The following is a 10,800-nucleotide window of genomic DNA, read 5'->3' as shown; positions in this document are numbered from 1 at the left end:
CGGGCCACGGTGTCCGTCTTGGCCTTGCGCAGCGTGTCCGCCTGCGCCTTGCCACGGCCCTCCGCGACCGCCTCCGCCAGGTTCGCGAAGACCACCGTCAGCCACAGCCAGGCACTGATCGCCCAGCCGAACCAGTCACCCGGATCGGCCACCGAGAACGCCGTGGTCAGCAGGGAGCCGACCCACACCACGAACATCACGGGCGACTTGATCATCACCCGCGGGTCGAGCTTGCGGAACGCCTCCGGCAGCGACTTGACCAGCTGCCGGGGATCGAACAGACCCGCTCCTACCCGTCCCCCGGCGGGCTTGTGCCCGGTGGGTACGTCGCTGTGCGGCGCCCTGGTGGGAGTGGAGGAGGCGGACGTCGAAGCCCCTTGCCCGGGTCCCTCCTGCTTCGGGCCCTCGTTCGGTACCCGAGGCGTCATCACACCAGCCCCTCGGCCAGCGGACCCAGCGCCAGCGCCGGGAAGTACGTCAGACCGGTGATGATCAGAACCGCGCCCGCCAGCAGCCCCGTGAACAACGGCTTCTCCGTGCGCAAGGTCCCCGCCGTCACCGGAACCGGCTTCTGCCCGGCGAGTGAACCCGCGAGCGCCAGCACGAACACCATCGGCAGGAAACGGCCCAGCAGCATCGCGAGCCCCGTCGTCGTGTTGAACCAGTCCGTATTCGCATTCAGCCCCGCGAACGCCGAACCGTTGTTGTTCGCGGCCGATGTATACGCGTACAGCACCTCCGAGAACCCATGGGCGCCCGGATTCAGCATCGAATGCCGCGGAGTGGGCAACGCCATCGCCAGCGCCGCGAAAACCAGCACCAGCGCGGGAGTGATCAGGATGTAGCAGGCGGCGAGCTTGATCTCGCGGGAACCGATCTTCTTGCCCAGGTATTCAGGCGTACGCCCCACCATCAGGCCGGCGATGAACACCGCGATCACCGCGATGATCAGAATCCCGTACAGTCCGGAACCGGTACCGCCCGGTGCGACTTCGCCCAGCATCATGCCGAGCATGGCGATCCCGCCGCCCAGCCCCGTGAACGACGAGAAGAAGGAATTGACCGCGCCCGTCGACGTCAGCGTCGTCGACACCCCGAAGACCGAGGAGCCGCCGACCCCGAAACGGACCTCCGTGCCCTCCGCCGACGCGCCCGCCGCCTTCAGGGCCGGACCCTGATGCGCGAACTCGGTCCACATCATCAGCGCCACGAACCCCACCCAGATCACGGCCATCGTCGCGAGGATCGCGTAGCCCTGCCGGACCGAGCCGACCAGCACACCGAAGGTACGGGTCATCGCGACGGGAATCACCAGCAACAAGAAAATCTCGAACAGGTCCGAGAACGGCGTCGGATTCTCGTAGGGATGCGCGCTGTTGGCGTTGAAATACCCGCCACCGTTCGTCCCCAGCTCCTTGATCGCCTCCTGGGAGGCGACCGCACCCCCGCCCCACTGCTGCGACCCCCCGGTGAACTGTCCGACCTCATGAATACCGGAGAAATTCTGGATCGCCCCGCACGCCACCAGCACCACCGCCGCAACCACCGCCAACGGCAACAGGATCCGCAGGGTGCTCCGGACCAGATCGGCCCAGAAATTTCCCAGATCGCCGGTGCGCACACGGGCGAAACCACGTACCAATGCCACCGCGACCGCCATACCCACGGCCGCGGAGAGGAAGTTCTGCACCGCCAGACCCACCGTTTGGACGACATGGCCCATGGTCTGCTCGCCGTAATAGGACTGCCAGTTCGTGTTCGTCACGAACGACACGGCCGTATTGAACGACTGCGCCGGATCCACGGACGAGAAACCCAGCGAACCCGGCAGCACACCCTGGACCCGCTGCACCACGTACAGGAACAGCACACCGACCGTGGAGAATGCCAGCACGCCGCGTAGATACGCGGGCCAGTGCATCTGCGTATCCGGATTCACTCCGATCGCCCGGTAGACCCACCGCTCCACCCGCCAGTGCCGGCCGGCGGAATACACCCGGGCCATATAGGAACCGAGCGGAACATGGACGAGCGACAGTGCGCCCAGCAGGGCGAGCGACTGCAGCACACCGGCCGGCACGGGACCCATATCGGCACTCAGAACCTCTCCGGGAAGATCAGAGCGAGGACGAGATAAACCAGCAGGAGCACGGCGACGACCAGACCGACGGCGTTCTCGACGGTCACAGCTTCGCCACTCCCTTGGCAACGACGGCCACCAGCGCGAACAGCACGATCGTGGTGACGACGAAAGCCACATCTGCCATCACGAACTCCCGGAACGATGCGAAGGGGAACAGATGCGAAACAGGGGCGGACTCCCTGCGGGGGAGGTCGCTCCCGCTGATGGATTCCATACGGCGCCGCGGATCTCCCTTGACGGGGCCTTGACGATGTCGTCGAGCATGCCGGAGCAGAGCGGCCCCCGCCTCCGGTCGTCCCCGTCACCGGTTCCTTGCGGCGCCTGCGCACCACCCCACGGACCGGCCGGCGAGCGCGCTCCGGCACAGGACAGGGCGGCTGAGCGGGGTACGGAGGCGCGGCCGGGCGACCGCCCCGCGCGCGACGGCCCGCTTCCGCCATACAGCCCAACGCGCGGCCGCCGGGCCCCACCCCGACCCGCGCGGTGCCGACGCCGCCCGCCAGGTGTTTCTTAACGCAAGCTTGATGTCCCGGACCTGCTGATCCACAGGCTCACGCGTCACTCTCTGCTTACGCTGGTGCAGCCGTCCGGATGATGGCCGAAAACCAGGGTTGAGCAGCACGTCAGGAGCACCCCCGATGGCCACGACCGAACACCCTCCTACCGGGCGGCTGCGCGCTTGGATGCTGGAGGGCCTGTCCGACATGGGCAGGAAGGGCGGTCTGACCGGACCCCATGCCGAACCGGCGCCCGCCCACAAGGGGCAGCGGTGGTGGCGGGTGATGTGCCTGACCGGTGTGGACTACTTCTCGACCCTCGGTTATCAGCCAGGCATCGCCGCGCTGGCGGCCGGTCTGCTCTCCCCCGTGGCGACGATCGTGCTGGTGATCGTCACACTGGCCGGCGCCCTGCCGGTGTACCGGCGCGTGGCCGAGGAGAGCCCGCACGGCCAGGGCTCGATCGCGATGCTGGAACGGCTGCTGCCGTTCTGGAAGGGCAAGTTGTTCGTCCTGACGCTGCTGGGCTTCGCGGCCACCGACTTCCTGATCACCATCACCCTGTCGGCCGCCGACGCCTCCACCCACCTGATCGAGAACCCGCATCTGCACAGCGTCCTGCACGACCAGCAGATGCTGATCACCCTGATCCTGGTGGCCCTGCTCGGCGCGGTGTTCCTCAAGGGCTTCCTGGAGGCGATCGGGGTCGCCGTCGCGCTGGTCGGCATCTATCTCGTACTGAACCTCGTCGTCGTGGTCGACGGCCTGTGGCACGTCGCCACGGCCGGCCATGTCATCACCGACTGGTCCGGCGCCCTGACCGCGGAACACGGCAATGTCTTCGTCATGATCGGGCTGGCCCTGATCGTGTTCCCCAAGCTCGCCCTCGGCCTCTCCGGCTTCGAGACCGGGGTCGCCGTCATGCCGCACGTCCAGGGCGACCCCGCCGACACCGAGGAGCGCCCCACCGGCCGGATCAGGGACACCAAGAAGCTGCTGACCACCGCGGCCCTGATCATGAGCTGCTTCCTGATCGCCACCAGCTTCATCACCACGCTGCTGATCCCGGCGGACCAGTTCAAGTCCGGCGGCCAGGCCAACGGGCGCGCGCTCGCCTACCTCGCGCACGAGTACCTGGGCAACACCTTCGGCACGGTGTACGACGTCTCGACCATCGCGATCCTGTGGTTCGCCGGTGCCTCCGCGATGGCGGGTCTGCTCAATCTCATGCCGCGCTACCTCCCCCGCTACGGCATGGCCCCGCACTGGGCGCGCGCGGTGCGCCCGATGGTCATCGTCTTCACCCTCATCGCGTTCCTGGTGACCTGGATCTTCAACGCCGACGTCGACGCGCAGGGCGGCGCCTACGCCACCGGTGTGCTGGTGCTGATCAGTTCCGCGGCGATCGCGGTGACCATCGCCTCGCGCAAGGCGGGACAGCGCAAGTGGGCCATCGCGTTCACCGTCGTCTCGGCCGTCTTCCTCTATACGACCGTCACCAACGTCATCGAGCGCCCGGACGGTGTGAAGATCGGTGCCTGCTTCATCGCCGGCATCATCCTGGTCTCGCTGCTGTCCCGGCTGGCCAGGGCCTTCGAACTGCGCGTGACGAGCGTGACCCTGGACGACATGGCGGCTCGCTTCGTCCGGGACATGGCCAGTCGGAAGATACGTTTCATCGCCAATGAACCCGACCGGCGCGACAAGGCCGAGTACCGCGACAAGGTCGAGCAGATCCGCAAGGACAACGATTTCCCCGAGCAGGAGGACTTCGTCTTCGTCGAGGTGACGGTCACCGACCCGTCCGAGTTCGAGGCGGGTCTGACGGTGCACGGCGAGGTCCTGCACAACCGCTACCGCGTCCTGACCCTGGAGTCCGCCTCCATCCCCAACGCCCTCGCCGCGCTCCTGCTCCACGTCCGGGACGTCACGGGGTGCACCCCGCACATCTACTTCGAGTGGACCGAGGGCAACCCCTTCGCCAACTTCCTGCGCTTCTTCATGTTCGGCCAGGGTGAGGTCGCCCCGGTCACCCGCGAGGTGCTGCGCGAAGCGGAGCCGGACCGCGGCCGGCGCCCGCGCGTCCACACCGGCTGACGGGAACACCCACGTCAGAGGGCCGTCAAGAAGTGCCCGGCCGGCGTCAGAACCCCATCAGCACGAGATGTCGCGACAGCCCGAGCGGCCTAGATTCGGCTACATGGAACGCGGCGCATCCCCTGCCCCGGCCGGCGACCGCCACTGGCGCGGCAGCGCCCGGCTGGCAGTGGTCTGCGCGGTCGCCTTCGGGGCCCTGACCGTCCTCACCGACTGCGCGGCAGGAACCTTCACACCGGTGCGCGCGGTGCTGTGGCTCGCGCTGTCCGCCGCCATCGGGCTGCTCCTGCTGCCGCCCCGGGTCGCCGCCGGCCGTGGCTGGCTGTCCGTGCGCGGGCCGCTGTCCCGGCGGACGGTCCGCACGGACGCGCTGGTGGGGGTCCGCCAGTACGAGGGCGCCGCCTCGCAGCTGATCTTCCGCGACGTCCACGGCGGGCGCCTCGAACTCGACACCCGGGTCCTCGCCGCCAATCCGTTCCTCTGGCACGAGGTCGACACCGGACTGCGCCACTCGCTGCGGAACGGCACCCTGGTCCAAGGCGCGGACGTACTCCACCGGCTGGAGCGGGCGATCGACGACGAGGAGGCCCGGGCCGTGCTCAAGGCATCCGGAATGTCCTGACCCACCGCCGCGGCCGGAGCGATCCGCCACCGCCCGGCCGTGAACACGGACGCCCCGGTGCCGGCGACGGCCGGGCACCGCCGCCTCCGGAGGTCCGCGCCCGCGCGCCGACGCTCCGTGTGCCGATGTATCGCGTTGTACCCGACAGCCCGCCCCAACTGCGCCGACCCCGGCCCGTAGCCCTATCGTGACCGGCATGCAGTCCTACACGATCGGCCAGGCGGCGCGGCTGCTCGGCGTGAGCCCCGACACCGCCCGCCGCTGGGCCGACGCGGGTCGGGTGACGACCCATCGCGACGAAGCCGGGCGGCGGCTCATCGACGGCAGGGATCTCGCCGCGTTCTCGGTCGAGCTGGCCAGGGCGGCGGGCACGGGCGACGAGGACGCCTCGTACACGTCGGTCCGCAACGCCTTTCCCGGGATCGTCACCGCGATCAAGCTCGGTGACGTCGCGGCCCAGGTCGAGATCCAGGCGGGCCCGCACCGGCTGGTCTCGCTGCTGACCCGGGAGGCCGTCGAGGAACTGGGGCTGGAGGTCGGCATGGAGGCCACCGCCCGGGTGAAGTCGACGAACGTGCACATCGACCGCGTGTGAGCGGCGGCCTCCACCGGCCTCGGCCGACCGCCGGACAGGACAGCCTCCCCTGCCCCAGCCGACCGCCGAACAGGACGGCCTCCGGCAGCCTCAGCCGCCCACCGAGTAGGAGTGCGCCCCGGCCCCGGCCAGCGCGCCGCCGTCCACGATCAAGTACTCCTCACGGATCGACCGGCCCGCGAACCAGGACTCCAGGATCTCCCGCGTACCAGCCGCGTACCGGGCCTGCGCGGACAGCGAGGACCCGGAGATGTGCGGGGTCATGCCGTGGTGCGGCATGGTCCGCCAGGGATGGTCGGCCGGAGCGGGCTGCGGGAACCACACATCACCGGCGTAACCGGCCAACCGCCCGTCACGCAGCGCCCGGTCGACGGCGTCCCGGTCGACGATGCGGGCCCGCGCGGTGTTGATGAGGTACGCGCCGCGTTTCATCGTGTCGAGCAGTTCGTCGCCGAACAGCCCCTCCGTCTCGGGGTGCAGCGGCGCGTTGATGGTGACCACGTCGCAGTGCGGCGCCATGTCGGCGGCGCTCTCGTGGAAGGTCAGCCCCAGCTCCTCCTCCACCTCGCGCGGCAGCCGGTGCCGGTCCGTGTAGTGCAGCGCGACGTCGAAGGGCGCGAGCCGGCGCAGTACGGCCAGCCCGATCCGCCCGGCGGCCACCGTGCCGACGTGCATGCCCTCCAGGTCGTAGGAACGGGCCACGCAGTCCGCGATGTTCCAGCCGCCCTCGACCGCCACCCGGTGCGACGGCAGGTAGTTGCGGACCAGCGCGAGGATCGACATCACGACGTGCTCGGCGACGCTGATGCTGTTGCAGTACGTCACCTCGGCCACCGTCACCCCGTGCGCGATCGCCGCGTCCAGGTCGACGTGGTCGGAGCCGATGCCCGCGGTGACCGCCAGCTTGAGGTTCTTGGCGGCCTCGATGCGCTCCGCGGTCAGGTAGGCGGGCCAGAACGGCTGGGAGATGACGATGTCCGCGTCGGGCAGTTCACGGTCGAAGACCGAACCGGCGCCCTCCTTGTCGGAGGTGACGACGAGGGTGTGTCCGGCCGCCTCCAGGTAGTGGCGCAGGCCGAGTTCGCCGGAGACGCTGCCGAGGAGGTGGCCCGGGGTGAAGTCGACCGCCTCGGGGGTGGGGGTGGTCTGGCCGCCCGGGTAGTGGTCGATCACCGGGAGGCCGTCCCGGGCGTAAGAGGTCGGGTATCCGCCGGTCGGGTCGTCGTACAGGACACAGAGCACCTTGGCCATGGTCGCGGCTCCTCAACTCCGTTGTGGGAAGGTGCACTTCACGATCCCGGGGGCGAACGCCCTGGTCAAAGCGAACTTCGCTATACCCGGATAGCTCCCGGCTATCGGTCACGGCCGCCGAGGTAGGTGCGCAGCAGTTCGTCCAGCGCGTCCTGCACCCTGGTCTCCCGGGCGACCTTCACCAGCGCCTCGGCGAGCACGGACTGGGGTTCGCTGCGGGCGACGACCAGTCCGACCCGCGGCCCGTGCGCGGGCCCTTCGAGGGCCACCACGCGCATCCCCTCGGGTACGCCGAACATGTGCAGCCAGGTGTGGGAGATCACGCTGGACCAACGGCCGCCGCGCAGATGGGAGTACAGCCCGGCCACGCTGTCCGATTCGATGGCGGGGGCCACGGTGACGCCGTCGGCCGCGAAGAACTCGTCCATGATCCGGCGGTTGCGCATCCGCCCCACCAGCAGGCACAGCGGCAGCGCGCCGGCCTGCGCCCAGCGGGCCGTGGCGACCTGGCCGAGCGGGCCGTCGAGCGGGGTGAGCAGGACGTACTGTTCCTCGTACAGCGGATGGCGGCGTACGTGCCGCAGGGTGTCGTCGTCGAGGTACGTCATCGCGGCGTCCAGTTCGAACTCGGTGAGTCCGTGGGTGATGTCGGCCGACGACAGCGACTCGATCGTGACCCGGGCGCGCGGATGCCGCTCGCAGAACGGGGTGGTCAGCAGGGAGGCGACGGGCAGCGCGGTCGGAATGACGCCGAGCCGCAGCGTGCCGGTGAGCCCGCCGCGCAGCGCCGACAGCTCCTGCCGCAGCGCGTCCCGCTCGGCGAGGATCCGCTGCGCCCAGGCGAGCACCACCTCGCCTTCGGGGGTCAGTCCCTCGTACCGCCTGCCGCGCCGCACGATGGGTACGTCCAGCTCGTGCTCCAGGCGGCGGATCGCGGCCGACAGCGAGGGCTGCGAGACGAAGCAGGCGGCCGCCGCGCGGGCGAAGTGGCGCTCCCTGGCGAGCGCGACGAGATATTCCAGCTGACGCAGCAGCATGCATGGCCTCCATCGGGAGACTACACGGCGGCTGTGGGCTCCGCGGCGCGGTGGTAGTGGCCGTCCACGCATATCCCGTTGATGCCGCTGATGTGCCGCGCCCCGCAGCGGTCCTGCGGCAGCACGAGCTGGGGTCCGTGCCGGTCGAGCGGGGTGTCGTCGATGCTGACGGCGAGCAGCACCGGCTCATGGGCGAAGTCGGGGTCGATCTCGGCCCAGGACAGCAGGGCGTGGTGCCCGTCCGCGCCGTTGACCGCGATGAGGAAGCGCAGCCGGTCCTTGCGCCGCACGGGATCGAAGCCGGGCCCCGCGTCGGACAGGACGTCGTAGAGCAGCGGACCGGTGAACCGGTGGTGCTGCATTCCGCTGGTGGCGCACTCGAAGCTGACCCGCACCCGGTGCTGCGGCCAGCCGAGCAGATCCGGCACCGTGAGGCGGACCGGCCGGGCCAGGTCGCCGGTCAGGGTGAGTTCGGCGAGCGTCACGAGCGACCACCTCCTGGATGACGGTACCCGCGACGCGGTCCCGTACAAACGCACATGCATACTTTGGTTCGGCATTGTCCCAGCTCATGCAATGCGACAGAAGACTTACGCCTCGCAGATGCGGCAGTATCATCGCGGCACGGCAGCAGTAGGGCCGCAGCTGGGCGCGACAGTTGTCCGAGCACCCAAGAGGAGTGGAACCGTGATGACCCGTTCGAAGCGCCGGACCCGTCGGTCGCTGCAGGTGGCCGGTGTGGGGGCCGCCGTCCTGATGGCGCTGAGCGCCTGCTCGTCCTCGGACGACTCGTCGTCCTCCACGTCGGGCTCGTCGTCCTCCACGTCGGGCTCCTCGCCGGCGTCGCCGAAGCTGTCCGGCACGGTGACCGTGTTCGCCGCGGCCTCGCTGCAGGAGAGCTTCACCGAACTGGGCAAGGAGTTCGAGAAGCAGCACCCCGGCACCGAGGTCAGCTTCAACTTCGGGGGCAGCGACACGCTCGCCGCGAGCATCACGGGCGGCGCCCCGGCCGACGTCTTCGCCGCCGCCAGCGCCAAGACGATGGCAACCGTGACGGACAAGAACGACGCGGCCGGGACCCCGGCCACCTTCGTCCGCAACCAGTTGGAGATCGCCACCCTGCCGGGCAACCCCGACAAGATCTCCTCCCTCAAGGACCTCACCAAGTCCGGGCTGAAGGTCGTCCTGTGCGACAAGACCGTCCCGTGCGGCGCTGCCGCCCAGAAGGCCCTGGACGCCGGCAAGCTCAAGCTCACCCCGGTCTCCTACGAACAGGACGTCAAGAGCGCCCTGACCAAGGTGGAGCTGAAGGAGGCCGACGCGGCGGTCGTCTACCAGACCGATGTGAAATCCGCGGGTGACAAGGTGGAGGGCGTGAACTTCCCCGAGGCGGCCGAGGCCGTCAACGACTACCCGATCGTCCTGCTGAAGAACGCGCCCAACGCCGAGGCGGCCAAGGCGTTCATCGCGCTCGTGCAGTCCACCGAGGGCCAGCAGGTCCTGAGCGAGGCCGGGTTCCTCAAGCCGTGACCCCCCTCGACGCATCCGGCGCCGCGGCCCGCGCTCCCGAGAGCGGACCGCGGCGCCGAGGCGCCCGCCCACCGGGCCGGCGCGGGGTGCCGCTGCCGCTCCTGGTCCCCGGCGTCGTGGCCCTGGTCTTCCTGCTGCTGCCCCTGATCGCCCTGCTCGTCCGGGCCCCGTGGGACAACCTGCCTCAGCTGCTGAGCAGCACCGAGGTGTGGCAGGCGCTTCAGCTGTCCCTGATCACCGCGACCGCGGCGACCGCGGTGAGCCTGGTCGTGGGCGTGCCGCTGGCCTGGCTGCTGGCCCGCACGGACTTCCCCGGCCGCGGTCTGGTACGCGCCCTGGTCACCCTGCCGCTCGTGCTCCCGCCGGTGGTCGGCGGTGTGGCCCTGCTCCTCGCCCTCGGCCGCAACGGCGTGGTCGGACAGTGGCTGGACTCCTGGTTCGGCATCACGCTGCCGTTCACCACGACGGGCGTCGTGATCGCCGAAGCCTTCGTCGCGATGCCGTTCCTCGTGATCAGCGTCGAGGGCACGCTGCGCGCCGCGGACCCGCGCTTCGAAGAGGCGGCCACCACCCTGGGCGCGTCCCGGTTCACCGCGTTCCGTCGGGTCACCCTGCCGCTGATCGCTCCCGGTATCGCGGCGGGCGCGGTCCTGGCCTGGGCCCGGGCGCTCGGCGAGTTCGGCGCGACCATCACGTTCGCCGGGAACTTCCCCGGCCGTACCCAGACCATGCCCCTCGCGGTCTACCTCGCCCTCCAGAACGACCCCGACGCGGCCATCGCTCTCAGCCTGGTCCTGCTGGCGGTCTCGATCGCGGTACTGGCGGGCCTGCGGGACCGCTGGCTGACGACACCATGAGAAGACCGGCCCGTCCGTCGCCGCCCGTCCGGCCGCCTCGCACGGCCCCGGCTCGCACGGCCCCGGTTTGTACAGCGGGCGGGACGCGGTCCGCGGGAACAGACCGGGAGTGGGCCCGGGAAGACGTGCGGGCCAGGAACGTACGGCGACAGGGCGCGCGAGGGCTTGAGG

11 protein-coding genes and 1 pseudogene are annotated in these 10,800 nt (G+C 70.0%); 5 read left to right on the top strand and 7 right to left on the bottom strand.

From position 1 onward, the window contains the following. From ACFY2B_RS43940 to ACFY2B_RS43925, 4 genes and pseudogenes are all read right to left on the bottom strand, one after another. Window positions 1-428 (bottom strand): annotated as a pseudogene (locus ACFY2B_RS43940) (potassium-transporting ATPase subunit B); the annotation flags it as partial. Beyond that, a complete protein-coding gene (kdpA, locus tag ACFY2B_RS43935; protein ID WP_390768676.1) occupies window positions 428-2,089 on the bottom strand; it encodes a potassium-transporting ATPase subunit KdpA in 1,662 nt (553 codons plus the stop codon). The gene kdpA and the pseudogene ACFY2B_RS43940, both read right to left, overlap by 1 nt. A gap of 8 nt (window positions 2,090-2,097) precedes the next feature. Beyond that, window positions 2,098-2,187 (bottom strand): K(+)-transporting ATPase subunit F, encoded by a 90-nt coding sequence (kdpF, locus tag ACFY2B_RS43930; RefSeq protein WP_390768675.1) that lies wholly within the window; start codon window positions 2,185-2,187, stop codon window positions 2,098-2,100. Next, the gene (locus ACFY2B_RS43925; RefSeq protein ID WP_390768674.1) at window positions 2,184-2,357 is read right to left on the bottom strand and encodes a hypothetical protein; all 174 of its coding nucleotides are present in this window, start codon (window positions 2,355-2,357) and stop codon (window positions 2,184-2,186) included. The genes kdpF and ACFY2B_RS43925 overlap by 4 nt, the downstream gene beginning before the upstream one ends. 424 nt (window positions 2,358-2,781) lie before the next feature. Here ACFY2B_RS43925 and ACFY2B_RS43920 point away from each other — a divergent pair, with 424 nt between their 5' ends. The 3 genes from ACFY2B_RS43920 to ACFY2B_RS43910 all read left to right on the top strand — a co-directional run bounded on the left by ACFY2B_RS43920 (window position 2,782) and on the right by ACFY2B_RS43910 (window position 5,954). Beyond that, window positions 2,782-4,737, top strand: coding sequence for an amino acid transporter (locus ACFY2B_RS43920; protein ID WP_390768673.1), 1,956 nt, complete (start codon window positions 2,782-2,784; stop codon window positions 4,735-4,737). Window positions 4,738-4,840: 103 nt separating this feature from the next. Continuing rightward, the gene (locus ACFY2B_RS43915; protein ID WP_390768672.1) at window positions 4,841-5,359 is read left to right on the top strand and encodes a hypothetical protein; all 519 of its coding nucleotides are present in this window, start codon (window positions 4,841-4,843) and stop codon (window positions 5,357-5,359) included. Window positions 5,360-5,555: 196 nt separating this feature from the next. Continuing rightward, window positions 5,556-5,954 carry a molybdopterin-binding protein gene (locus ACFY2B_RS43910; protein WP_390768671.1) on the top strand — a complete coding sequence of 133 codons (399 nt, stop codon included), beginning with the start codon at window positions 5,556-5,558 and terminating at the stop codon, window positions 5,952-5,954. 90 nt (window positions 5,955-6,044) lie between these two features. On the opposite strand, the gene ACFY2B_RS43905 is transcribed toward ACFY2B_RS43910, so the two are convergent. The 3 genes from ACFY2B_RS43905 to ACFY2B_RS43895 all read right to left on the bottom strand — a co-directional run bounded on the left by ACFY2B_RS43905 (window position 6,045) and on the right by ACFY2B_RS43895 (window position 8,727). Beyond that, on the bottom strand, window positions 6,045-7,205 hold the full coding sequence (locus tag ACFY2B_RS43905) for an NAD-dependent formate dehydrogenase (RefSeq protein ID WP_390768670.1): 1,161 nt from the start codon (window positions 7,203-7,205) through the stop codon (window positions 6,045-6,047). Between the two features lie 101 nt (window positions 7,206-7,306). After that, window positions 7,307-8,242 carry a LysR substrate-binding domain-containing protein gene (locus tag ACFY2B_RS43900; RefSeq protein WP_376536766.1) on the bottom strand — a complete coding sequence of 312 codons (936 nt, stop codon included), beginning with the start codon at window positions 8,240-8,242 and terminating at the stop codon, window positions 7,307-7,309. Between the two features lie 20 nt (window positions 8,243-8,262). Beyond that, entirely contained in the window at window positions 8,263-8,727 is a 465-nt protein-coding gene (locus tag ACFY2B_RS43895; RefSeq protein WP_390768669.1) for a molybdopterin-dependent oxidoreductase, read from the bottom strand. Between the two features lie 205 nt (window positions 8,728-8,932). On the opposite strand from ACFY2B_RS43895, the gene modA reads away from it, so the two are divergent. Then, complete coding sequence (gene modA, locus ACFY2B_RS43890; protein ID WP_390768668.1) at window positions 8,933-9,772, top strand: molybdate ABC transporter substrate-binding protein; 840 nt, start codon at window positions 8,933-8,935, stop codon at window positions 9,770-9,772. Then, entirely contained in the window at window positions 9,769-10,629 is an 861-nt protein-coding gene (modB, locus tag ACFY2B_RS43885) for a molybdate ABC transporter permease subunit (RefSeq protein ID WP_390768667.1), read from the top strand. The genes modA and modB overlap by 4 nt, the downstream gene beginning before the upstream one ends. Window positions 10,630-10,800 lie beyond the last annotated feature (171 nt).

The organism is Streptomyces sp. NPDC001270 (genome assembly GCF_042896695.1).
Taxonomy (GTDB): Bacteria; Actinomycetota; Actinomycetes; order Streptomycetales; family Streptomycetaceae; genus Streptomyces.
The sequence above is the reverse complement of the archived record's forward strand: the minus strand, read 5'-3'. Positions and strand labels throughout refer to the sequence as shown.